Raw genomic sequence first — 22,041 nt, 5'->3', positions numbered from 1 at the left:
TCTTCCCTAGTCGTACTGGGTGCCGTCAAGCGCCGGGCGGGATACTTGGTCGTGTTTTTGCGGACATTTCAGAGAAAAGCATGCTTCATGCGCTGTCATCGCCTCGACCAGGCCAGCCAGCGCGCCGCCAGACGCCTGCGCAAGGTTGTGAACCGCGTTCGCCGGTAGGCGTCGCCCGCCATCTTGATGCCTTGGGCCTGCGTCGGGAAGGGGTGGATCACGTCGGCCAGTGCATGCAATCCCATGCCCGACCGGATGGCGAGCGTCACCGCGTTGATCATCTCGCCGGCGTGGGCGGCGACCACCGTCGCGCCGAGGATGCGGTCGGACCCCTCCCTGACATGGATCTTGACGAATCCCTCTTCCTCGCCGTCCATCACGGCACGGGCGACATCGTGCATCAGCACCGTATAGGTCTTGACCGGAATGCCGTTCCGGCGGGCCTCCACCGGATAGAGACCGACATGGGCGATCTCCGGATCGGTATAGGTGCACCAGGGAACGACAAGGTCGCTGAGCCTTTCGCGGCCGCGAAACAGCGCATTGCGCACGACAATGCGGGCGGTCGCTTCGGCGGTATGGGTGAACTTGTATTCGAGGCACACATCGCCCGCCGCGTAGATGTGCGGATTTGTCGTTCTCAGGTGATCGTCCACCTTGATGCCGTTGACGTCATACACCACGCCGGCATTTTCCAGGTCGAGATCGTCGACATTGGGCGAACGGCCGACGCCGGTGATGATCTCGTCGACGGAAATGGTCGTCACGTCGCCGTCCCGCATCAGGTCGGCGAGCTTCTGGCCGCCCTTTGTCCGCACCGCCACCACTTCGGTGTTCAGCCGGACCTCGATCCCCTCGCGCGCCAGCGCATCCGAAAGGATTTGCGCGGCGTCGCGTTCCTCGCCCGGCAGGAACATCGGATCGCTCTGCGCCAGGATGACCTTGGCACCGAGCAGGCAGAAGGCCTGCGCCGTCTCGCAGCCGAGCGGCCCGCCGCCGATGACCAGGAGCCGTGGCGGGCACTTCGTGAGATCGAACATGGTTTCGTTGTTGAGATAGCCGGCCTCGGCAAGCCCCGGAATCGCCGGCCCGCTTGGATGCGCACCTGTCGCGATCAAAGCCTTTCTGAACCGCAGCGTCTTGCCGGCGACCATCACCGTGTCCGTGCCGGCGAAGCGTGCCTCACCGAAATAGAGGTCGATGCCTTGCGAAACGATGGCAGCGGCCGCATCGGCGCGGCTGATCCGCTCCCGGATCTGCCGCATCCGCATCATGGCGCGTTCGAAGTCGACGTGCAGACGCTCCGGCGTGTCGCCGCCGAAATTCTCGGCGTCGCGCATGTCGGCATAGAGCCTGGCCGTGCGGATGATCGACTTCGACGGCACCCCGCCGACATTGACGCACGCACCGCCGATCAGCCCGCGCTCGATCAGCGCAACCTTGGCGCCAAGGCTCGCGGCGTCGCGCGCGGCGGTCAGTCCGGCAGGCCCGGCGCCGATGACGACGAGATTGTACGGACCGTCCGGCTCCGGGTTCTTCCAGCGCGGCGGATGCGCGCCCCGGATCAGCTCGACATCGTTGCGGTCGACCGGGAAAGCGGCGGCTTTGGTCCGTTCATGCGACATCGCGGCCCCCAGGCTCGGGGCTTGCGAGCTGCGACAGCCATCCGCCGGTGAAACCGGCCTTGTCCAGGCCGCGACGGATGTGAGGATTGGACCGCATCAACTCCCAGATCAGGCGCGAGCGGTGGTTCTCGATCATCATGACCACGATGCCCTGGTCCAGCCCATAATGGCCTTCCGAGATCCAACCGTCGCGGCCGAATTTTCGCCGGCTGGCCAATGTCGGATTGAAGCCGCTCGGCAGCCGGAAATTGTCGATCACCTGCGGATAGCGGTCGCCGAGATGGCGCAAGGCAGCCAGGCAAATGTCAGGCGCGAAGGGCAGCGACGCCGGATAGGACCATGGCGCGATCGTCCCGTCATCCGGCCCGAAAGGCGCCCCACGCGCGGCATATCCGGAAAACCGATGACGCCGTCGCTCCACGCTGGCGCGGAAGCCGCCCGGTCCATCCCCGGCCGACAGTCCCCACAGGTTCTCGCCATAGCCGTCGAAGCCATAGGGGTTGTGCCGGGCATAGTCGCGGTGAAGGTAGGTCGAACGGCGGCTGTTCTCGAAATAGTCGGAATTCTTCTCGCGCATGAAGGCATCGCGGATGCCGGCGAAATCGATCCAGGCATGCGAGAACTGATGCATGAACAGCGGTCCGCCATAGAGCACGTCATGGCCATAGATGTTTTCCCACTGGTAGGTCGCCGTCCAGCCTTCGTAGCAGTCGTCGGACGTCGGGCTGTCCGGCGAGGCCATCGACAGCACATAGAGGATCGTCGCCTCGTTGTAGCCTTCCCAGCCATAGTGCAGAAAGCCGCTCCTGGGCTTCCAGCCTTGCCGCAAGGTCGGACTGCTGCCTTGCGCCCAGCGCCAGTCGACGCGCCGGTAGAGCGCCTCGGCCAGCTGGCGGATTTCGGTTTCCTTCTCATCCCTGCCGGCGAAATAGGCGCTCGCCACCAGGAAGCCGGCGATCAGCAAGGCGGTGTCGACCATCGACAGCTCGCAGCGCCACACGCGCAGCCCGGTCCGCATGTCGAGGAAGTGGTAGTAAAAGCCCTTGTGGCCGGTGACCTCGTCGCCGCCGCCCTGCGGGCTGGCCGAGAAGAAACGCAGCGCGGCGAGGGTAAGCTCCACCGCCGCCTCGCGCGTCATCCAGCCGCGCTCGACGCCGATCGGATAGCAGGACAGCGCGAAACCGACGACCGCGATGCTGGCCGGCGAATTCGGCCGTGACGTGTCGGCAACCAGCCCGTTGTCGGGGTTCACATTCTCCAGGAAATAGCCGAAGGCGGCGCGCTGATAGCGATCCAGTAGTTCGTCATCGGACAGCGTGGCGGGATATGCTTCAGGCAAACGATGCAAACTCCGGCCAGATGGTCGTGACTCCCACCGATCGCGCTTCATCGGCACGGCGGCCGTGGGTCATCGCCCCTGTCGGGCTGTCTCGTCGCATCATGGCTTCCCGCAACCCTGTTATGTCATCACCGTCCATCCGGACCTCAGCCACTATACGCCTGTCCAGCTCCGTTCGTTGCTCCGTCACGCGGAATTGTAGTTGGACCTGGCAGAGGCAGGAGCCCCCGGCTGGTCAATAGGTAGCGCGGCCGCCGGACACGTCGAACACCGCGGCCGTCGTGAACGAGCACTCCTCCGAGGCGATCCAGCAGATCAGTGCCGCCACTTCCTCGACCTCGCCGAAGCGCGCCATCGGTATCTTGGACAGCATGAAATCGATGTGCTCCTGGCTCATCTGCTTGAAGATCGCGGTGCGCACGGCCGCCGGCGTCACGCAATTGACCGTTATCTTGGTCTTGGCCAATTCCTTGCCGAGCGACTTGGTCAAGCCGATCACCGCTGCTTTCGACGTGCTGTAGGCGGAGGCGTTGGGATTGCCTTCCTTGCCGGCGATCGAGGCGATGTTGACGATGCGGCCATAGTCGCGTTCGAGCATGTGCGCGACGAGCGCCTTGTTGCAGTAGAAGACACCGTTGATGTTGATGTCGATGACCTTCTGCCAATCCTCCGTCGAATAGGACCAGGTCGTCATGTTGGGTCCGGTGATGGCCGCGCTGGTGACCAGGATGTCGACGCCGCCAAGGGCTTCGATCGTCCGCGCTGTGGCGGCCTCAACACCCTGCGCATCGGCAACGTCCAACGTCACGCCGTGCAGGCCGGCAACAACGGCTTTGGCCTGATCGATCTGGGCCGGATCGCGATCCCAGACGCTGACGCGCCCGCCTTCGCCGACGATCCTTTGCGCCACCGCCAGGCCGATGCCCGAAGCCCCGCCGGTGATGACCGCCGACCGGCCGGCGAAACGTCCCGCAAAATGGATAGGCATCTGATTTTCCTTTGTCAGTGACCGACGCAACCGGCCGCCTCACCCTAGGTGGACTGTGAAGTCGCCGGCAGGCAAGTTCAAGCCGGCATGTGGGGCGATCGTCTAGGCCAATCCCGGAGCTGCGCCGACCCGTCGATCTCTCGGCAATCGCCCGGCTGTAAGACAAGGTGACCGGATTTGCCCCGGATTTGCCATTGAGCAAGGGGTGCGATAGGTTATATTGCACTGCACAATGGAGACGCTGTTTATTGTACGCCCCTGTTTGCGGATATGCCGGCCGGTTTTCGGCCTGCCGGCCTTGGTCGTCTCTGGCTTGCCGGTCTTGGGTCGCGTCGACGGGACTCTGAGATGAAGATTCCCAAATCCTTGCTGGTCGATCCCGAAAAGAACTCCGCCTATGGCGCCTTTGCCGTTGCCGTCTCGATCTGGGCGTTCTCCTATTCCGTCATATTCGGCCAGGTGCTGATCCTGGCCTACTACGCCGTCTGGCTTCCGCTCATCCTGGTCGACTACCGGCGCTTCCTGCGGCAGCTGTCCAGCGCCTGGCTGCCGCTGCTGTTCGCGGCCTATGTCTGCTTCTCCGTCTTCTGGTCGCAGGCGCCCGGCACCACCGCAAGGACGGCGATCCAGTACCTTTCCCACATTGCCTGCGCCTATGTCGCGGCGCGCGCCGTCAGCGCGCGCACCCTGACGCTGGGCGCCCTGATCGGGATATTCTTCGTCCTGCTCTATTCACTCAAGGTCGGGGGCTATTCCGAGGACGTCCTCGACGGCACCTACAATTTCGTCGGCGCCTTCGCGTCCAAGAACCAGATCGGTTTTGTCGGCTCGCTCGGCATCTATTTCTCCGTTGTGTTCCTCGCCTTCCTGCGGCGTGGCCGGCTCAGCTTCATCCTGACGGTGCCGGTCGTGTTGTTGTCGGCCTATGTGCTGGTCGTCTCGCATTCCGCCACCTCGATGGCCTCGATACCGGCGGTCCTGGCGCTGATTGCACTGCTTGCCATGAGCAAACTCTTGTCGCGGCGCTATCGCCGCGTGATCTTCCTGGTCGGTGCCGGCATGATCGTCGTGGTGGCTGTGGTGGCGCTCAATCTGGGGCTCATGGACTTCGTACTTGGCATCTTCGGCAAGGATTCGACGCTCACCGGGCGGACCTATCTCTGGGAACAGGGCTGGGATGCCGCTCAGCGGTCGCCGATCCTCGGCGTCGGTTATGCCGCCTATTGGGTGCAGGGATTTGCCGAGGCCGAACGGCTGTGGAACGAATTCTACATCACCACCCGTACCGGCTTCCATTTCCACAGCACCTATATCGAGGCGCTTGTCGAACTCGGCTTCACCGGTGCGACGATGGTGTCGCTGATCTTGCTGCGCACGCTTTACGGCCACGTCTCGATGGTGATCTTCAAGGCATGGCAGGCCGAATCGGTGGTTCTCTTCGGCGTGATGGTGCTGCTGCTGATCCGCTCCTTCGTCGAGGTCGAGATCCTCAACCCCTACATCATGGGCTCCTTCCTGATGTATTTCAGCTATTTCAAGCTGGCACGGCTGCCCGTTACCGGCACGCGGCGGTCGCCGGCCTTCGAGCCGGCGGATGCGAACAGGGGCGAGGCCGAATGGCCGCGGCACGCCGGCCGTCCGGCGACTGCCGACCCTTCGTGAGCCAACGCACCTTGCCCAAAAGGGCGTAGCGATTTTGGGCAACGATGCATCGAACAAAAAGACAAAAGCGCGTCGCGTGATTTCCTTCGGCTTGATCGTCTCGCCGCCTGAAGATCTCACGGCCCCGAAAATCTGAAGGTCTTGAAAATCTCACGGCCTGGAAATCGCGCTACCAAAGAAAATCGCACCAACAAAAACCTCCGCCAGGCAGGCCTGACGGAGGTTGGATGTCTTTGCGATTGGGGATCGAAGGCGCTGGACGCGCCAAAGGCGGCGTGTCTATTGGCTGGCCAGCGGCGCCAGCTTGACCTTGATCACATCGCCGGGCAGCACTTGCGTTTCTTCCTTCGCCGCGATCTCGCTGGTCTTGCCCTCGACATTGCGCACCAGTGAATAGAGCAGGGTGGGCTGCTGGTCGTTGGTGATGGCCGCCGTCATCGCTGGATCGGTGGCCTGGGCTATCAGGCCTTTCTGCATATTCACCTTCAGCGCGGCCTCGTTCAGGTCGGCTTCGGTCTGCTGCCGGTCGGCGGCGAGGCTCGAACTCAACGTGTTCTGGGCATCGATGGCGTCCTGCGTCGCCTTGCTGATTGCCTGCTTGGCGGTGAGGATGGCTGTCTCGTAGTCGAGGATCTTGCCCTGCAGGTCGGTGACGGACTGCTGCGAATCCAGAAGTCTCGCATTGGCGACCAAGCCCTTCTGGGCCAATGGACCGATGCTGGCGAGCTGCTGCTGCGCAAGGTCGACCTGCTTCTGCTGGTTGACGATCTTCTTTTGCAGCGATTCGATTTCGGCCTGCAGGACACCCTTGAGATCGTCGAGCGCCTCGAGCTTCAGCTTCAGCGCCTTCTGGTCGGCCGTCAGGATCGTCATCTCGTCGGCGACGATGGTCGGCAGCCGTGGATCACCCTCGACCTCCTTCGGTGCCTCGAAGCTCGTCTTGCCCGCAAGGTCGGCATCGATACGGGCGCGCCGGACGAGCAGCCGGACACGCTGGTCGTCGGAGATGTCGAAGTTGCCCTTGGCGGTGACCAGGTCCTTGCCGAGCTGCGGGCCGTAGTCCGCGTTGCGCCGGATGCCGCCGGCGACGCTGATCGCTTTCAGCACCGTCAGATCGGGCACGTAGGGAAACTGACCGGGGTTCTGCACTTCGCCCGAAATGTAGAACGGCCGGAACTGCGCCATTTCGACCGAGGCTTCGGGCTTGTCCGACAGAGCGAGCTTACGCTGCAGCGCCTCGCCGATAGCCGTCGCGACTTCCGCCGTGGTCTTGCCGGCCGCCGGCAATTCGCCGACGAAAGGCACCGACAGCGTGCCGCTCGGGCCGACCGTGTATTGGCCATTGACCGCCGTCCAGTCCCTGAACGTGCCTTCGACGGTCTGCCACTCCGCGATGCGGATGGTGAGCTTGTCCTGGGAGCCGAGATGATATTCGTCGGCGGTTGCGAGTTGGGGAAAAGCGAGCGACAACGCAAGGCATGTGGCCATGAGCCGCGAGCGGCCGAAGAGTGGGCCGCTGCTTAAGGCTTCGAACATGTCTGTCTTCAAGTGAACGTTCCGATCCGTTTTAGCCCCATCGCCCGATGAGCTTGCCGCCGGATGTTTGGTATCGGCCGGCCGGTCAGTAAGAACCGCGTGACATCCAAACGGCCGGCACGGTCCTGATGATGATGCGAACGTCTTCGAACAGCGACCAATTCTCGACATAGTGACGATCGAACGCGACGCGGCTGTCATAGGAGACGTCGTTGCGGCCGCTGACCTGCCACAGGCCGGTCAGGCCGGGCCGCGACTTCAGATAATAAACGGCGGCGCTGCCGTAGATTTCCAGCTCGTCGCGCACAACGGGGCGGGGTCCGACAAGGCTCATGTCGCCCTGCAGGATGTTGATGATCTGCGGCAATTCATCGAGGCTGAGTTTCCTCAACACCGCTCCGACGCGGGTGACGCGCGGATCGTTCTTCAGCTTACGGGTCGCAATCCATTCCGCGTTGGCTTCCGGATTGGTGGCCAGATAGGCGGTCAGCACCTTGTCGCCATCCGGAACCATGGTGCGGAACTTCAGGCACGGGAAAACCCGGCCGCCGCGGCCGATTCGCCGGTGACCGTAGAAAACCGATCCGCCGTCGGATAATTTGACGAGCAGCGCTATCATGACGAACAGCGGGCTGAGAGCGATTAGTCCCGCCAGCGAACCGATAATATCGAAACTTCGCTTCATGAGGCCGCCGATCGGCGGCGGAAAATCGGTGTCAGCCTGCGAAAAGTCCGCCGTGGCCGACTTGGCAATATCCCTCATGCCGTAACTCCATGCGTTGAACGAATGGTTCACCACACGATACCAAAAAAATGTTGCAGCGCAACACACAATTTCCCAGCCCATTGAAATAGTCACGTCATGAATTGACCAAATAATAAGCTCGCAATGCACATTTTTCAGGATGCATAGCACATTTGTGACAATAAATGGGCAAGTGGAAAAAATGCCGACGTTTTTGAGGCGAATTTTGGGCAGGACGTTCTCCGCGGTCCAGAGTGATGCACATGAGTGCTTTAGAAGGCCCCGAAGATCACGACTATTAACATAAAATACTACTTAATATTACGGATTGTACTAAAAAACGTCAACCGCCTCTGGTTGAGTAAAGTGCGATCGTGTGCGTTGCAGCATGGCAGAGTCGAACGCGAAAGCTCAATGAAAAATATGTGCGGTTGCCCTTGCCGCCTTCTGCTCGCCTTAATAGAATTGCAAATTATACCTGTCAGAGTAGCGACAGGTTGAAAGGCCGGAAGCAACCGGTCGACGGCGGGTGGTTTAACAAGCCCGCATAACAAGGGACGGCGCTCGGGTGGGGCAATTGTTGGATATAACCCGAGCCGGTTTATGGGCTGTTGGGTATGTCGCTTCCAAAATTCATCGTTGGGATGATTTTCGCACTTGCGATCGTCGTCGGCTGGTCCTGGATTGACGGCGTTTCGCTGGGCACGACCCTGCTGCGCGTCATCATTTGCGCCGTGGTCATCCAGGCCGGGTATTTCGCCATCATTTATGTCATGGTTGCCAGGAGCGCGCCGACGCCGGCCGACAGGCTACGCGAAGCCGAAAGAAAGCTGAACTCGCCCGAAGTAGAAGGCGAGAAGCTGGGCAGTGCCCGGCGAGGCCTGCATTAATTCCAACGCGCGGCATCGCCCGGCCTCAAGCCACATGGGCCGGTTCGGTCTCCGACTGCTCTCCCGAGAGCATCCTGGACAAACGGCTCGCCGGGTTCGCCTTCAGGCGCTGATACTGCCCGACTTCCACGACACGGCCGTCTTCCAGCGCCACTACCCAGTCGGCGAAGGCGATCATCGACGGCCGGTGGGCGATGGTCAGGATCGTCATCGCGCCGCGCAACCCGTCGATCGACCTGGCGATCAGCGACTGGTTCTGCCAGTCGAGCGCGCTGGTCGCCTCGTCGAGGATGAGCAGTGACGGCTTGCGCAGCAGCGCCCGCGCCAGTGCGATGCGCTGGCGCTCGCCGCCCGAAAGCCGCACGCCCCGGTCGCCGACTACCGTATCAAGCCCATGGTCGAGCCGCTCGACGAACTCGCCGGCATGCGCGGCGCGCAGCGCGGTCCACAGATCGTCGTCGCTGGCCTGCGGCGCGGCAAGACGCAGGTTCGCCGCGATCGTATCGTGCAGCAGGAAAACGTCCTGCGGCACATAAGCCACCTGATCGCGCCATCGGCGTCGATTGGCGGCGTCGATCTCGACGCCGTCGACCAGGATCTTGCCGGCGGTCGGTTCGAGCAGGCCAAGCAGCATGTCGGCGATCGTGCTCTTGCCTGATCCGGAAGGGCCGATCAGGGCGGTGACCTTGCCGGCCGGAAGGCCGAAGGTGATGTCGCTTACCACCGCCTTGCCGGCGCCGTCGTCATAGGCGCCGTCGTCATAGGCGAAGGAAACGCCACGGATGTTCAGCCCCGTATCGAGTGCCAGCTTGCTTGCATCTTCGACCTCGGCATGGCCCGGTTCGCGCTCGGCATCGAAACGTGCCTGCAGGCTGCGCATTGCCGTGTAGGCGGGCAGATTGATCAGCACTTGCTGGGCCTGCGTCTGCATGTCCATGAAGCGTGGCGCGATGCGCATGAAAACCAGCAGCAGCACGACGATCTCGGCGAGCGAGAGGTTGAAGCGGACCAGCGCCACGTAGATGAACAGGCTCAAGCCGACGACGCTCGCCACTTGGAATACGGCGGTGCCGATCGAGCTGTTGCGGACATAGTCGATGTTGTCGGCCTTCATCTTTTCGAGCGTTGCCTGCAGCTGCGCAAAATAGCTGGCTTCGACGTTCAAGCTCTTGGCCACCTTGATGCCGCCGAGGAATTCCGAGACCGTCCGGTACTGATCCTGGCGATTGCTTGTCAGCACGCGCCCAAAGGCGGTGGCGCGCGAGCGAAACGGCTGCAACGCCACGAACATCACGATACCGATAGCGATCGCAAACGCCGTCATGACCGGCGAGATGAACATGGAGATCACGAGGTAGCCCACCAGCAGCACGGCGATCTGCACCAGCATCAGCAGCGAGAAAGCGGCCCCCTGGACACGGTCGATGTCGCCGGTCAGGGCGTGGTCGAGATCTGAGCCGCGCATGCGCGAAAACACGCCCCAGCGCGCCTTGCCGATGCTCTCGAACAGGTTCATGCGCAAGCGGTTGATGAAATCGAACAGAAGCCTGGCCATGTAGACCGACTTGAAGCGGTTGAACACCGCCTGCGCGGCAACAAGCCCGACCAGCGCAACCAGCACCGTCGTCAGCTGCAACGTCCCGCCTGGCACCAGCCAGCGCACGAAATCGATGTTCGGCAACCGCACCGCGAAATCCTGGTCGGCCCGCCCGACCAGATGCAGCAGCGGCACAAGCAGCAGGATGGAGATGCCTTCGGTCAGGCTGCCGAGCACCAGGAACAGCAGCGCCGTCCAGGTCCGCCGTCCGCCGATCTGCGCGATCACGGCGCCGAAGGCGGCGACGTCGCGAAACAGCGACAGACGAAAGACCGATGACCTAGACATCTTCAGCCAGTTCTCTCTCAAGCAGCGCCACAGCCTCGCCGATCCTGTCGAGACCGGCCGGAACTTCCAGCCGGCACACGCCAACATGGTTAGCGATTGCTGAACATTGGCGAAGATGCAGCGCCGCGAAATCCCCGGACAGGGCCGCGCGCCCAAACCGGGTGACGTAGGAGAATTTGATGATGGCCGGCAAGGCGGCGATGGCGGGCAAGGGCGTCATCGCGGCCCTTTGGCCGCGCTCGAGGACATAGATCCCGGCCGCCGGCACCATGCTGCCGGAAAAGGCGCCGTGCAGGCGATGTTGCATCTTGTCGATCGCCGGATGGACTTGCGGCCGCACCTCGGCTTGCCCAAGCGGGATCGCGGCCGCGGCGTCGGCCGCCAGCTTGATCTGCGGAAAGCCCGGCACGATCATCGGCTGCCCCGGGTTGGTGAGGTCGAGCGCCACGACGTCATCGGTAAGCAGTTCATGACCCGCGCGGATCAGCGCGCTTGCCGTCGTCGATTTGCCGGCGCCCTTGTCGCCCATGAAGATGGCGCCCTTGCCGGCCACCGCGATGGCGCTGGCATGCAGGACGAGCAGGCCGCGCCGATGCAGCAGCAGCGCCATCACCGGCCCGAGCAGCGGGAAGGCAAGCAGCGCGTCGTCGACGCCAGGCGCCGGTTCGACATCGATGCGGCGGCCGCCGCTGATCAGGAACGCGCCGACGGCATGCCATGCCAGATATTGCCGGTCCGGCTCGAAGCGGAAGGTGGTCGCGGCCTGCGGCGAAGGCATTGGCATATCGATTGCGCCGACGGCGATCATTATGTCCGCCGCGGCCGGCTCCACCGGCTCCAGTTCGGGCAACGCCACGTCGGACGCGACCGTCAGCCCATAGGCTCGGTAGAAGTGGCGTTGCCTCTCCGGCATGCCCGCTACGGCGGGATAGTATGGGGCGAGGGGAAGTGGCCCTTTGCGAGGCATCATGCCGCACTCCCGCCCTGTTGCACCTGCCGCAGCCACAGCGACAGCGACGCCGAGCGCCAGACATACTGGACGTCGAGCGGTGCCGCCTGATCCGGCTGGCGCAGCAGCCGCGCATAGGCGGCACTCACCTGGGGCAGGTTGACGTAGGGTGCGATGCGATCCGTGTCCGAAACCAGCAACTGCTCCAGGAGATCACGGTGGTTGCGCACCATGCCGTTGACCAGATTGGCGGTGAAATCGATCTTGTCGCGCCGCCACTGGACCGCCGGCGGCAGGATCCCTTCCATGGCGCGGCGCAGCACGGAGCGGCCAAAGCCGTGGCTGAGCTTCTCCTCGCCAGGCAGCCCCAGGCAGAACTCGACCAGCGGCTTGTCCCAGAACGGATAGCGCGGCTCGACGCCGAAATTGGCGGCGGCTTTGTCGAGAACCTCGAAGGAATGCGGGACGTAGCCGTTCGACAGGATCCAGCGGTGGCTCAAGGCGTCGCTGGCCTGGACGCCGCGCGGCATGTACCCGGCCCGGTGAAAACGGTCGATGAGTTCGGTCCGCCGGGCCAAGTCCGGATTGACCAGGTCGCGCCAGCTTCGGCCACGCGTTGGCCTCGGCCGGCGTATATTGTTCAGGGTCCGGTTTGCCAGCTGTCTCAGTTTGGCGATCCGCCAGGCCGGCCCATAGAGGGTCAGGAACTGGAAATACAGGCCGAGCGTGCTATCGCCATAGGTGTTGGAAGCGCTGCGGATCTCGCGCCACAGCTCCAGCCATCTGCCGCCATTGGCCAGCTCGTGCAGGTGGCCATGGCCCTGCGACACGACCTCGTCGCCGCCATGGCCGTCGAGCAGCACCTTGATGCCCTTGGCGCCAGCCGTCCTGTAGATCCCGCGGGTCAGCGTCAGCCCCGGCGCCAGGAAGGTGCCTTCCTGCTCCTCCAGCACCCGTTCGAATTCAGCGAAGGGCGCATAGTCGCCGACCGCGATCAGCGTCGGGTCGACCTTTTGCTGGTCGAGCACGGCGTCGATGAAGGGGCGTTCGTCCATCGACGACCCTTTCTCGAAGAGCAGCGAGAAGGTCGGCAGCCTTGGCTTGCGTTCGGCGGCGTTCCGCAGGCCGGCCACGCAGGCGATCGACGAGGAATCGAGGCCGCCGCTCAGCATCGCGCCGATCGACGATGTCCCCCGCATGCGGTTGCGCACCGATTGCGAGAACAGATGGGCGAATTCCTCCGCCGCATCCGACCGCGGCGGCCGCGAAGACGGCTCGATCTGCCAGTATCGGCGTAGCACCACCTGCCGAGCGCTGACGGTGAGGCTGTGACGGGCCGGCAGGCTGAAAATATCGCTGTAGGGCGTCGACTGTGGGTCGTCGGGAAGCCCGGCCAGGAACCCCGAAATCCGGTGTTCGCTGATGCGCGCGCCGACCTCGTCCAGGCCAAGCATCGGCCCGATCTCGGAGGCAAAGGCAAAGCGCCGGTCCGCCGCGTGGTAGTAGAATGGCTTGACCCCGAAATGGTCACGCGCGCAAAACAACAGCTGCCGTTCGGCATCCCAGATGGCAAAGGCGAAGTCGCCTTGCAGATGCTGGGGGCAGGCTTCGCCCCAGCGCAGGTAGGCCCGCATCAGCAATACAGCGTCGGCGACCAAGCTGTCCCGTATGCCGAGCCTGGCGAGCAACTCGTCGCGGTTGTCCAGCCGGCAATCGGCGGTGATGGCCAGCTTGCCGCCAGCCATGGTCAGCGGGCCGGGGCCGGCTTCATCCAATGTGTTGAGCCAGGCGTGGCCAAGGGCAATGCCGGCGTCCAGCCACCACGAGCTGCCGTCGGGGCCGCGATGGCGCATGCGTGCCAGCATCTGCTGGATGTCGGTCGCCGCGTCCGCCGGCGCGGATCCGCGGGCCGCGAGTGCGTGTTCCTGTCGCAGCAGGATTCCGGCCACGCCGCTCATCGGCTGCCGTGATCGACCAGATGGGCGAAACCATCGACGGATCCGCCGAGCACGATATGGTTGTCGCTGATCAGCCAAGCATGCGCTTTCAACTGCTCGCCCGTGCCGCGTTCGACGCCGATGCGGATATTCGAGGCATTGCCTTGGCGCGCGAGAATGTATTGGCCCGAAAGCGCCTGGGTAAGGCACGTGGCGCGCGGCACGAACCGTGCCGCCGCGGCAACCCCCCAGGCGACGAGCCGCAACTCGCCCATGCTGGCGCACTGGTGCGCGTTGAGCCGGGTCACCATGGCGCGAACGCGGTTGTACGAGAACAATGTCAGCCCCAGCCGGACAACCGCGACCACCACCAGGCATTGGCAAAGGAAAAGCGCTTCCGAGCCGCTCAGTGAGAGAATTCTGGCTAGGCTCCGCCGGCCTGGCCGACTTTTCGCCTGCCTGGGGCTCTTTTCCGTCGCAGGTCTTTGCCGCGAAACCATGGCCTTTTGCGAAACCTGCCTAGACAAGTGCCTCATGCTGCAGCCTCGCAAGCCCGTTTTCGGCCAGCCCCTTCAGCAATGCGTCGACGTCGGCCTTGCAGCGCTCGGCGTCGACATTATAGGACGCAAGCACGGCGCTACGGATATCGGCGATCGACTTCGGCTCCTGGATCAACTCCCAGATGAACGCGCCGACGCCGTTGAGGCTGTAATAAATATTGGATTTCAGATTGAGAAGCGCGAGGCCGTCGCCGAATTCGCAAGCCACGGCATCTTTGGCGGCACTTATGCAATCGTGGTCTGATGGGTTCCAGTTCATCCTAAAACCTCGTTTGCAACACACGGTCTACACATCGTCGCTTCAAAAGCCGAAAGGCTTCAAAAGCGGAAAGTCGGGGATTTTCATCCCCGGCTCCATTTATGGTCTCGAATCCCAGAGGCCCAACGTAACTCCTCCAGGATCAGCCTAGTCTCACGAGAACGTCAGGTCGCCGATCGGGGTGTGCGCGGGAAACGATGCGTCGATCGCCGTGCTGCCCCCGCCGCCCTGAGTGATGGTTTCAATCGAACCATGCACCGTCAAGCTTGGCGTTTCATACTCATGCTTTTCAACATTCTGTTCCATTTTACTCTCCAATGAGGACTGGAAACGGCCTGTCGAGTGCCGTCAGCACTTGCATGCTGCGATGCAATAGCTGCATAGCAACATTTATGAGTCAAGCCTGATTTACCTCTGATTAATCAATTACGGGTTGCGGACGTCACCATGTATGTGTGGGATGCTCAAAATCTCGCCGCATTCGGGGTAAAATCAAGTGCGGTCTGGTCTTGTTGCTGACGATTCTTTAAGCAATTGATTTTGCTTGTATAAAACATCTACGCTGCCGCTGCTTTTTTAGGCGGCGCTAAAAGATGAATTTAATTTAGCCGATCCAGGTTGATGTCGGCTGGAATGCTTAGGCATGAGCGGAATTCCAACCGGGTATTTCCACCATTTTCGCGGGACGCCGGTAAACGTTCTGGTTGCAAAATTCCGCACTGCGAAAGGAAAGACTTTACGGCGCCGAGGTTTTTGAGGATGCTTTGCTTCGCACCTGCAGCATACCTATCGCGCGAACCGCTTTTTGGAGACTGTGCGCTCAATGGCCTTGCCGGAAAGCTCTTATGAACGACTGCGCGCCGCCGATTGCGCCGACGAGGTCGCCTATGTGCAGGCCTGCCTGCGGTTGTATTTCGCGAGGCCGGCCGCCGGCAAAGTCTCGACGCCCGGTCTTTCAGATGCCGTCGTCGCCGACATCGCTAGGCTGAACAAGGTTGCCATCTTTGTCCTGAAGGCGCTGTCGCGTGCGCCGGCCGGCGAAAGGCCGGCTGAGCTCTTCCAGTGGCTCGACACCTATCGCAGGCGCACGGTCTCGATGAACGCCGCCTGCCTGATGGACTCGATGACGATCCATGAGGCGCTGCGCGACAGGCAGATCGATTTCGTCTTTCTGAAGGGGCCGTTCCAGCAGCATCTGCTCTACGACGACCATTTCATGAAGCCTTCGGGCGATGTCGACATCCTGGTTTCTCCCGCCGGCTTTTTTAGGGCGCGCGACGCACTGCGCTCGATCGGCTACGAGGTGTCGGGCAAGTCCCGCTCGGTCTGGTGGGTGCGTTTCCTCGGCGAACAGCACATGATTCGCGGCAACGGGCCAAAATCGTCCACGGTCGACCTTCACTATCGCGTGCAGCAGCCCGGTTCGCCCAGTCCACGCGACGCCGACGGGTTCCTGCGGCGCAAACGGCTGGTCGAGATTGGCGGCACTGAGGTGCCGTTCACATCGGTCGCCGACACGCTGATGCTGTCCTGCATCAGCGTCGCCAAGGCCCTGTTCAACCGCGAACCCTGCGCTGGCTATGTCTGCGATATCAGGGCCAGCGCCAATCGTCTCGACGAGGCCGATCAGCAGCGTCTGCTCGACGCGGCGGTGAGCCAGGGGCTGGACGATACGCTGCTGCTCGGCCTGCGCGCCGCCGACGTTCTGCTGGGCGGCACCGGCACGCTTTTGTCGGAGCGCGCCAAGCCGATCCTGTCGCGCATCGGCAATGAGGCTCTGCTCAGCATGGTCATCGCGCCATGGCTGTCGTCGCTGCGATGGCCGCAACGGCGAACGGTGTTGTGGGAATTATGCGGCCGTGCTCCCGTCCGCTACCTGGCCGAGGCCGGCTGGGCGGCGTCGGCGGACATCAGTCGCCGCATCTTCGAACGGCCGGCCAGTCCGTGATGGTGGTGCTGTCGGAAATCGAATGCGTACAGGGCGAGGGCAGATCGGAACCTGTGCAAGAGGCTAAACCCATGTCGATGACGAAATCCGAGGTCTGCGTGATCATCGCGGCCAAAAATGCGGCACGCACGATCGCGGTCGCCATCGCGTCCGCGTTGCGCGAACCGGAAGTGGTGGAGGTCGTCGTCGTCGACGACGGCTCCACCGACAACACGGCCGAGGTCGCCGTGTCCGCCGATGACGGCAGCGGCCGGCTCATGGTGATGCGCCTCGACGTCAATAGGGGCCCTTCCTTTGCCCGCAACGCCGCGATCGCCGGCTCGAAAGCGCCGTTCATCGCCGTTCTGGACGCCGACGACTTCTTCCTGGAGGGCCGGTTCCGCAACCTGTTTGCCGGCGCCGACTGGGATTTCGCGGCCGACAACATCATGCTGATCAGGGATGACGCGACGAAGGATGCGACGACAATTGTCGCGCCGGATTTCGCGGCGGAGCCGGAATTCCTCGATTTCGAGCGCTTCGTCGAGGGCAACATCTCCAGGCGCCGCGTTCAAAGAGGTGAACTGGGCTTCCTCAAGCCGGTGATCAGCCGTGCCTTCCTCGACCGCCACGGGTTGCGCTATGACGAAACCCTGCGCCTGGGCGAGGACTACGAGCTCTACGCGCGCGCGGTCGCTCACGGCGCACGGTTCAAGGTCATCCGCTCCTGCGGCTACGGCGCCATCGTGCGCGCCGATTCGCTCAGCGGCCGCCACAAGACGCAGGACCTGAAGCGGCTGGCCGACGCCGATCTGGCGTTGCTGGCTATCGACAGCCTGCCGGAAGGCGCCAAAGCGGTGCTGCGGCGGCATGAGCGGCACGTGCGCGACAAATACCGGCTGCGCAATTTCCTCGACGTGAAGGCCGAGCGTGGGCTGGCTTCGGCCGCGGCCTATGCCTTCGCGAGTCAATCCAACCTCGTTCCCATCGTCCAGGGCGTGGCGTCCGACAAGCTCGAGGCGCTGTTTCGCCGCGTCGGCCTCATGTCCGGCCAAAGGCATATGCCGCCGCTGCGTTTCCTGATGGCCGGAACCAGCACGGGCAAGGCGCGGTAAGGTGCGGGAATGTCCGGATTATCCATGGACAGCGGTCTCGTCACGCGAACCATTTCCTTCGGATTTATGAGTTTACGAATTGGGTGGTTGCCTCGCGGCTCCGGGAATGGCAGTCTATGTTGCGCTGCAGCAAATTGGACGACCAGCCGAACTGGCCCCCGATCGGATTGGTCTGAAGTCTCTCTCCTCAGAGGAGCAGGACGATACGGTACGAGTTTTTTTCAGCCCCGGCGCGGCGGATCGGCCAAGAGCCCGACCCGAAAGCCGGCGATGACAGGAATTTAGTTCATGGCCTCGATATTCGGCTTCAGATCAAGGGATCCGGCCCGAGACCGGCAGACCGACATCGCGCGCCTCGATCGCCTGGCGAAACTGTTCGAGCAGATCGCCGCCGAGATCGAGGCCGAGAGGACCGGCCTGGAGATCCGCTATCGCAAGACATCGACCAATGCGACCTTCCTTGTTGAAGCCATGGAGAACGATCCCGCTTCCGATCGTCGCTCCTCCGAAGTCAGCGCGCTGACGACGTCGATCCTGAATTGCGAGCGCCGCATCGCGGCGCTGTCGCGCCAGGACGGCATGATGAAGGATCTCCGCCATGCGCTGGATATGGTTTTCGACGAAAATGGCGCGCCCGATCCGGCCGCCATGGTCGAATTCACCAAGCCGGCGGGCGCCGGCCGAGGGTGAAGGTGAAGGTGCGGGACTATTGCGGAAGACGTGATTCGAGACGGCAAAAGGAGTTGGAGAGGGTCAAGAAGGCCGAGGTTGGCCCGTTTGGAAGTGGTTCGAACGTCGACTTTGGGTTGGGGACGCACAGCACAAAGGTGAGTTTGGTATGAATTCGGATCCGAAGACTACGTCCAAGGCGGCAATTGGTGCGCATCAGGCAGAGCAAGGCGGCTGGGGGCGAATGGCTTGGCTCGGTGCTTCTTTGCTGCTGGTTGCTCTTGGCAGCTTGTCGACAGTTCCTTCCCACGCGCAGGACATCCAGTCCTCGCCGTCGTTCGTCGACGATTTCAAGAGTTTAGATCGCTCGCGCTGGTACGTGTCCGACGGCTGGACGAACGGCAGCCATCAGAATTGCACCTGGTCGAAGGGGCAGGTCAGCCTGTCGGAGGGAACGCTGTCGCTGGGCTTCGAGAAGCAGAAGACCAAGGATCGCGAATTCGCCTGCGGCGAGATCCAGACCAAGCAGCGCTTCGGCTATGGCACCTATGAGGCGCGCATGAAGACCGACGCCGGTCCCGGCCTCAACGCGGCTTTCTTTTCCTATATCGGCCCGTCCGACAAGCAGCCCTGGGACGAGATCGATTTCGAGATCCTGACCAAGGACACCTCCAAGGTGCAGGTCAACGCCTATATCGCCGGCAAGGGCAAGAACGAGAAGCTGGTCGAGGTGCCCGGCGGCACCGACAAGGCTTTCAACGATTACGCCTTCGTCTGGGAGAAGGATAGTTTGCGCTGGTACGTCAACGGCCAGCTGGTGAACACCATCACCGATCCGGCGAAGCTGCCCTCCCACGCGCAGAAGATCTTCTTCAGCCTTTGGGGCAGCGATACCATGAAGGGCTGGATGGGCGCGTTCGCGGATCCTGGCCGTAAACTTTCGCTGCAGATCGAGCGGGTTGCCTTCACCGCGCTCGGCGAACCCTGCCAGTTTCCGGAATCGCTCGTATGCAGCGTAAAAGAGTTGGGAAAGACGAATTGAACCGGCCGGATCGAAAACAGTCCGCCGCCATGGACAGGAATGAAACCGAATGAATTTGACGGTGTTTGGAATTGGCTATGTCGGCCTGGTGCAGGCGGCGGTGCTTGCCGAGGTCGGGCACCAGGTGGTTTGCGTCGACGTCGACGCAAACAAGGTCGAGCGGCTCAACCAGGGCCTGGTCCCGATCTTCGAGCCGGGCCTCGAAAGCATCGTCAAGGAAAACCACGCAGCCGGCCGCATCAAATTCACCACCGATGCCGCCGCCGCCGTCAGGCATGGTGAAATCCAGATGATCGCGGTCGGCACGCCGCCCGGCGAGGATGGCTCGGCCGACCTCAAATATGTGCTGGCGGTCGCCGAGACCATCGGCCGTGAAATGGAGACGCCCAAGATCGTCGTCGGCAAATCGACGGTGCCGGTCGGCACCTGCGAAAAGGTCAAGGCCAGGATCGCCGAGACGCTGAAGAAAAGGGGCCGCGAGGACCTGGCGTTCGACGTCGCTTCCAACCCGGAATTCCTCAAGGAGGGCTCCGCCGTCGCCGACTGCATGAAGCCCGACCGCATCATCGTCGGCACCAATAGCGAGGCCACCGAGGCGGTGATGCGCGAGCTCTACGCACCGTTCAACCGCAACCACGAGAAGATGATCGTGATGGACGTGCGCAGCGCCGAATTCACGAAATACGCCGCCAACTGCATGCTGGCGACCAAGATCAGCTTCATGAACGAGATGGCCAATCTGGCCGAGCAGCTGGGCGCCGACATCGAGGAGGTGCGCAAGGGCATCGGCAGCGATCCGCGCATCGGCTACCACTTCATCTATCCGGGCCTCGGCTATGGCGGCTCGTGTTTCCCCAAGGACGTCCGCGCCCTGATCAAGACCGCCGAAGGCGTCAAGTTCGACGCCAAGCTGCTGCGCGCCGTCGAGGAGCGCAACAACGATCAGAAGTCCGTGCTGTTCGACAAGGTGAACCGCTACTTCAAGGGCAATCTCAAGGGCAAGACCTTTGCCTTGTGGGGCCTGGCCTTCAAGCCCAACACCGACGACATGCGCGAGGCGCCGGCCCGCACGTTGATGGAAGCGCTGTGGCAGGCCGGCGCCAGCGTGCAGGCCTACGACCCGGAAGCGATGCAGGAATGCCAGGCCATCTACGGGCTGCGCGATGATTTGCTTTTGTGCGGTACCAAGGAGGCGGCACTGCGCGGCGCCGATGCGCTCTTGATCGCGACCGAATGGAAGAGTTTTCGCGCGCCGTCCTTCGACGCGGTCAAGGATGCGCTGACCACGCCGGTCATTTTCGACGGCCGCAACCTCTATGACCCCAAGGTCATCGCGCGCCACGGCATCGAATATCACTCGATCGGCAGAATGGCGGCGTGAGAGCGGGCACCGGCAAGCCCGAAACGGATGGGATGGCCATGACGAACGCGACGGACGCGGAAAGGATGAACAGCTGATGGTGCTGGACGTAAAGCCGGAGCAAATCACCAAGGACCATTTCGATCTTGTCGCGATCGGTTCCGGCTTCGGTTCGGCCTTCTTCCTGCATGAGTTCGCCAAGCGCCGCAAGGCACGCATCCTGGTGCTGGAATGGGGCCGCCACAACACTCATGAGTGGCAGCTCAATCAGAACGCCAACACCGACATCGATGACGAGACGACCTACAAGACCAACTCGGACAAGCCGTGGAACTACACCATCGGGCTGGGTGGCGGCACCAACTGCTGGTTCGCGCAGACGCCAAGGTTCCATCCCAACGACTTCAGGCTGAAAAGCACCTACGGCATCGGCAACGACTGGCCGATCAGCTATGACGACGTCGAGCCGTTCTATTGCGACGCCGAAGACATCATGTCGATCTCGGGTGATCCAGACATGGCGGCGATGCTGCCGCGTTCGAAGCCGTTTCCGCAGCCGCCGCATCGCATGTCGACGCCGGACAAGATGATGAAGGCGGCCCAGCCCGGCCAGCACTTCGTCATGCCCACCGCCCGCGCCCGGGTGCCGACGTCGCAACGCACCTCGTGCTGCGCCAATTTGCGCTGCTGGCTGTGCCCGGTCGACGCCAAGTTCACCGCCAACAACGGCCTGATGCATGTCTTCGAGCATCCCGACATTTCGGTCTGCCTCGGCTCCGAGGTGCGCCGGCTCGACCATGTCGGCGGCACGGTCCGTTCGGTGACCTTCGTTCAGGACGGCAAGGAATACCAGGTCAGCGGCGACCTTTTCATTCTCGGCGCCAATGCCATCCAGAGTGCGGCGATCATGCTTCGATCCGGCCTCGGAGACGAATTCGTCGGGCGCGGCCTGCACGAATCCTATGGCTGGAACTTCGAGGTCTATCTCGACGGCGTCGACAATTTCGACGGCAGCACTATCACCACCGGCCTGAATTTCGGCCTCTATGATGGCCCGCACCGATCCGAGCACGCGGCGGCGCTGGTCTATTTCGAGAACCGCTGGCAGCACGGGATGCGCGCCGAAAAGGGGCGGCTGCGGCAGGCGCTGCCACTTGTCGTGGTCACCGAGAACCTGCTCGATCACGAGAATTTCGTCACGCTCGACGAGGACGACAATGCCTTCGTAAGCTTCAAGGCACCGTCGGATTATGCGGTCAAGGGCATGGCGCGGGCGCTGGAGAAATTGCCGGGGCTGCTTGCCCCGCTGCCCGTCGAAGGGCTCTTCGACCGCGGCATCCGGCCGACCGAATCGCATGTCCAGGGCACGTTGAGGATGGGCACCGGCCCGGCCGATTCGGTTGTCGATAGCGGCATGATCCATCACCGGCTGCGGAACCTGGTTGTCGTCGGCACCAGCACCTATCCGAGCTGTTCCTGCGCCAACCCGAGCCTGACCGCGGCGGCGCTGTCCTTGCGGGCGGCGGGCCGGATCGCGTGAGAGGAGCGATCAG

19 protein-coding genes are annotated in these 22,041 nt (G+C 62.7%); 8 read left to right on the top strand and 11 right to left on the bottom strand.

What is annotated here, in order from left to right:
- Positions 1-95: 95 nt before the first annotated feature.
- From AC0NIH_RS01260 to AC0NIH_RS01250, 3 genes are all read right to left on the bottom strand, one after another.
- Positions 96-1,625, bottom strand: coding sequence for a mercuric reductase (locus tag AC0NIH_RS01260; RefSeq protein ID WP_473466212.1), 1,530 nt, complete (start codon positions 1,623-1,625; stop codon positions 96-98).
- Positions 1,615-2,964: a glucoamylase family protein gene (locus tag AC0NIH_RS01255; protein WP_473466214.1), complete on the bottom strand. Its 1,350-nt coding sequence runs from the start codon at positions 2,962-2,964 to the stop codon at positions 1,615-1,617. Before AC0NIH_RS01255 ends, AC0NIH_RS01260 begins: the two co-directional genes overlap by 11 nt.
- 235 nt (positions 2,965-3,199) lie before the next feature.
- A complete protein-coding gene (locus AC0NIH_RS01250) occupies positions 3,200-3,952 on the bottom strand; it encodes an SDR family NAD(P)-dependent oxidoreductase (protein WP_473466217.1) in 753 nt (250 codons plus the stop codon).
- Positions 3,953-4,300: 348 nt separating this feature from the next.
- On the opposite strand from AC0NIH_RS01250, the gene AC0NIH_RS01245 reads away from it, so the two are divergent.
- Positions 4,301-5,614 carry an O-antigen ligase family protein gene (locus tag AC0NIH_RS01245; protein WP_473466219.1) on the top strand — a complete coding sequence of 438 codons (1,314 nt, stop codon included), beginning with the start codon at positions 4,301-4,303 and terminating at the stop codon, positions 5,612-5,614.
- Between the two features lie 279 nt (positions 5,615-5,893).
- On the opposite strand, the gene AC0NIH_RS01240 is transcribed toward AC0NIH_RS01245, so the two are convergent.
- Both AC0NIH_RS01240 and AC0NIH_RS01235 read right to left on the bottom strand, forming a co-directional pair.
- Positions 5,894-7,150 carry a polysaccharide biosynthesis/export family protein gene (locus AC0NIH_RS01240; RefSeq protein ID WP_473466221.1) on the bottom strand — a complete coding sequence of 419 codons (1,257 nt, stop codon included), beginning with the start codon at positions 7,148-7,150 and terminating at the stop codon, positions 5,894-5,896.
- 85 nt (positions 7,151-7,235) lie between these two features.
- Positions 7,236-7,913, bottom strand: a complete 678-nt coding sequence (locus AC0NIH_RS01235; protein ID WP_023767502.1) for a sugar transferase — start codon at positions 7,911-7,913, stop codon at positions 7,236-7,238.
- Positions 7,914-8,512: 599 nt separating this feature from the next.
- On the opposite strand from AC0NIH_RS01235, the gene AC0NIH_RS01230 reads away from it, so the two are divergent.
- Positions 8,513-8,785 carry a hypothetical protein gene (locus AC0NIH_RS01230; protein ID WP_031249634.1) on the top strand — a complete coding sequence of 91 codons (273 nt, stop codon included), beginning with the start codon at positions 8,513-8,515 and terminating at the stop codon, positions 8,783-8,785.
- Between the two features lie 25 nt (positions 8,786-8,810).
- On the opposite strand, the gene AC0NIH_RS01225 is transcribed toward AC0NIH_RS01230, so the two are convergent.
- From AC0NIH_RS01225 to AC0NIH_RS01200, 6 genes are all read right to left on the bottom strand, one after another.
- Positions 8,811-10,670 (bottom strand): ABC transporter ATP-binding protein, encoded by a 1,860-nt coding sequence (locus AC0NIH_RS01225; protein ID WP_473466225.1) that lies wholly within the window; start codon positions 10,668-10,670, stop codon positions 8,811-8,813.
- Positions 10,663-11,640 carry a phosphoenolpyruvate carboxykinase (ATP) gene (locus AC0NIH_RS01220; RefSeq protein WP_473466227.1) on the bottom strand — a complete coding sequence of 326 codons (978 nt, stop codon included), beginning with the start codon at positions 11,638-11,640 and terminating at the stop codon, positions 10,663-10,665. The genes AC0NIH_RS01225 and AC0NIH_RS01220 overlap by 8 nt, the downstream gene beginning before the upstream one ends.
- A complete protein-coding gene (locus AC0NIH_RS01215; RefSeq protein ID WP_473466230.1) occupies positions 11,637-13,577 on the bottom strand; it encodes a lasso peptide isopeptide bond-forming cyclase in 1,941 nt (646 codons plus the stop codon). The genes AC0NIH_RS01220 and AC0NIH_RS01215 overlap by 4 nt, the downstream gene beginning before the upstream one ends.
- Positions 13,574-13,927 (bottom strand): lasso peptide biosynthesis B2 protein, encoded by a 354-nt coding sequence (locus AC0NIH_RS01210; RefSeq protein ID WP_245272619.1) that lies wholly within the window; start codon positions 13,925-13,927, stop codon positions 13,574-13,576. Before AC0NIH_RS01210 ends, AC0NIH_RS01215 begins: the two co-directional genes overlap by 4 nt.
- 148 nt (positions 13,928-14,075) lie before the next feature.
- The gene (locus tag AC0NIH_RS01205) at positions 14,076-14,375 is read right to left on the bottom strand and encodes a PqqD family protein (RefSeq protein WP_287272597.1); all 300 of its coding nucleotides are present in this window, start codon (positions 14,373-14,375) and stop codon (positions 14,076-14,078) included.
- Positions 14,376-14,528: 153 nt separating this feature from the next.
- Positions 14,529-14,681 carry a lasso peptide gene (locus AC0NIH_RS01200; RefSeq protein WP_010913078.1) on the bottom strand — a complete coding sequence of 51 codons (153 nt, stop codon included), beginning with the start codon at positions 14,679-14,681 and terminating at the stop codon, positions 14,529-14,531.
- A gap of 517 nt (positions 14,682-15,198) precedes the next feature.
- Here AC0NIH_RS01200 and AC0NIH_RS01195 point away from each other — a divergent pair.
- The 6 genes from AC0NIH_RS01195 to AC0NIH_RS01170 all read left to right on the top strand — a co-directional run bounded on the left by AC0NIH_RS01195 (position 15,199) and on the right by AC0NIH_RS01170 (position 22,028).
- Complete coding sequence (locus AC0NIH_RS01195) at positions 15,199-16,323, top strand: nucleotidyltransferase family protein (RefSeq protein WP_473466231.1); 1,125 nt, start codon at positions 15,199-15,201, stop codon at positions 16,321-16,323.
- 71 nt (positions 16,324-16,394) lie between these two features.
- Complete coding sequence (locus tag AC0NIH_RS01190) at positions 16,395-17,417, top strand: glycosyltransferase family 2 protein (RefSeq protein ID WP_473466233.1); 1,023 nt, start codon at positions 16,395-16,397, stop codon at positions 17,415-17,417.
- A 288-nt stretch (positions 17,418-17,705) separates the two neighbouring features.
- On the top strand, positions 17,706-18,107 hold the full coding sequence (locus AC0NIH_RS01185) for a hypothetical protein (RefSeq protein WP_473466234.1): 402 nt from the start codon (positions 17,706-17,708) through the stop codon (positions 18,105-18,107).
- 148 nt (positions 18,108-18,255) lie between these two features.
- Entirely contained in the window at positions 18,256-19,128 is an 873-nt protein-coding gene (gene exoK / locus AC0NIH_RS01180; protein ID WP_473466236.1) for an endo-1,3-1,4-beta-glycanase ExoK, read from the top strand.
- Positions 19,129-19,177: 49 nt separating this feature from the next.
- The gene (locus AC0NIH_RS01175) at positions 19,178-20,509 is read left to right on the top strand and encodes a UDP-glucose dehydrogenase family protein (protein WP_023767513.1); all 1,332 of its coding nucleotides are present in this window, start codon (positions 19,178-19,180) and stop codon (positions 20,507-20,509) included.
- Positions 20,510-20,585: 76 nt separating this feature from the next.
- Positions 20,586-22,028, top strand: a complete 1,443-nt coding sequence (locus tag AC0NIH_RS01170; protein WP_224687780.1) for a GMC oxidoreductase — start codon at positions 20,586-20,588, stop codon at positions 22,026-22,028.
- Positions 22,029-22,041 lie beyond the last annotated feature (13 nt).

The sequence above is a fragment of the Mesorhizobium sp. WSM1386 genome (assembly GCF_055901595.1).
The sequence above is the reverse complement of the archived record's forward strand: the minus strand, read 5'-3'. Positions and strand labels throughout refer to the sequence as shown.

Excerpts from the sequence above, each read along its gene's own strand:
- AC0NIH_RS01260 (WP_473466212.1), bottom strand. The coding sequence starts at position 1,625 with ATGTCGCATGAACGGACCAAAGCCGCCGCTTTCCCGGTCGACCGCAAC.
- AC0NIH_RS01250 (WP_473466217.1), bottom strand. The coding sequence starts at position 3,952 with ATGCCTATCCATTTTGCGGGACGTTTCGCCGGCCGGTCGGCGGTCATC.
- AC0NIH_RS01245 (WP_473466219.1), top strand. The coding sequence starts at position 4,301 with ATGAAGATTCCCAAATCCTTGCTGGTCGATCCCGAAAAGAACTCCGCC.
- AC0NIH_RS01240 (WP_473466221.1), bottom strand. The coding sequence starts at position 7,150 with ATGTTCGAAGCCTTAAGCAGCGGCCCACTCTTCGGCCGCTCGCGGCTC.
- AC0NIH_RS01235 (WP_023767502.1), bottom strand. The coding sequence starts at position 7,913 with ATGAGGGATATTGCCAAGTCGGCCACGGCGGACTTTTCGCAGGCTGAC.
- AC0NIH_RS01230 (WP_031249634.1), top strand. The coding sequence starts at position 8,513 with ATGTCGCTTCCAAAATTCATCGTTGGGATGATTTTCGCACTTGCGATC.
- AC0NIH_RS01225 (WP_473466225.1), bottom strand. The coding sequence starts at position 10,670 with ATGTCTAGGTCATCGGTCTTTCGTCTGTCGCTGTTTCGCGACGTCGCC.
- AC0NIH_RS01220 (WP_473466227.1), bottom strand. The coding sequence starts at position 11,640 with ATGATGCCTCGCAAAGGGCCACTTCCCCTCGCCCCATACTATCCCGCC.
- AC0NIH_RS01215 (WP_473466230.1), bottom strand. The coding sequence starts at position 13,577 with ATGAGCGGCGTGGCCGGAATCCTGCTGCGACAGGAACACGCACTCGCG.
- AC0NIH_RS01205 (WP_287272597.1), bottom strand. The coding sequence starts at position 14,375 with ATGAACTGGAACCCATCAGACCACGATTGCATAAGTGCCGCCAAAGAT.
- AC0NIH_RS01200 (WP_010913078.1), bottom strand. The coding sequence starts at position 14,681 with ATGGAACAGAATGTTGAAAAGCATGAGTATGAAACGCCAAGCTTGACG.
- AC0NIH_RS01195 (WP_473466231.1), top strand. The coding sequence starts at position 15,199 with ATGGCCTTGCCGGAAAGCTCTTATGAACGACTGCGCGCCGCCGATTGC.
- AC0NIH_RS01190 (WP_473466233.1), top strand. The coding sequence starts at position 16,395 with ATGTCGATGACGAAATCCGAGGTCTGCGTGATCATCGCGGCCAAAAAT.
- AC0NIH_RS01185 (WP_473466234.1), top strand. The coding sequence starts at position 17,706 with ATGGCCTCGATATTCGGCTTCAGATCAAGGGATCCGGCCCGAGACCGG.
- exoK (WP_473466236.1), top strand. The coding sequence starts at position 18,256 with ATGAATTCGGATCCGAAGACTACGTCCAAGGCGGCAATTGGTGCGCAT.
- AC0NIH_RS01175 (WP_023767513.1), top strand. The coding sequence starts at position 19,178 with ATGAATTTGACGGTGTTTGGAATTGGCTATGTCGGCCTGGTGCAGGCG.
- AC0NIH_RS01170 (WP_224687780.1), top strand. The coding sequence starts at position 20,586 with ATGGTGCTGGACGTAAAGCCGGAGCAAATCACCAAGGACCATTTCGAT.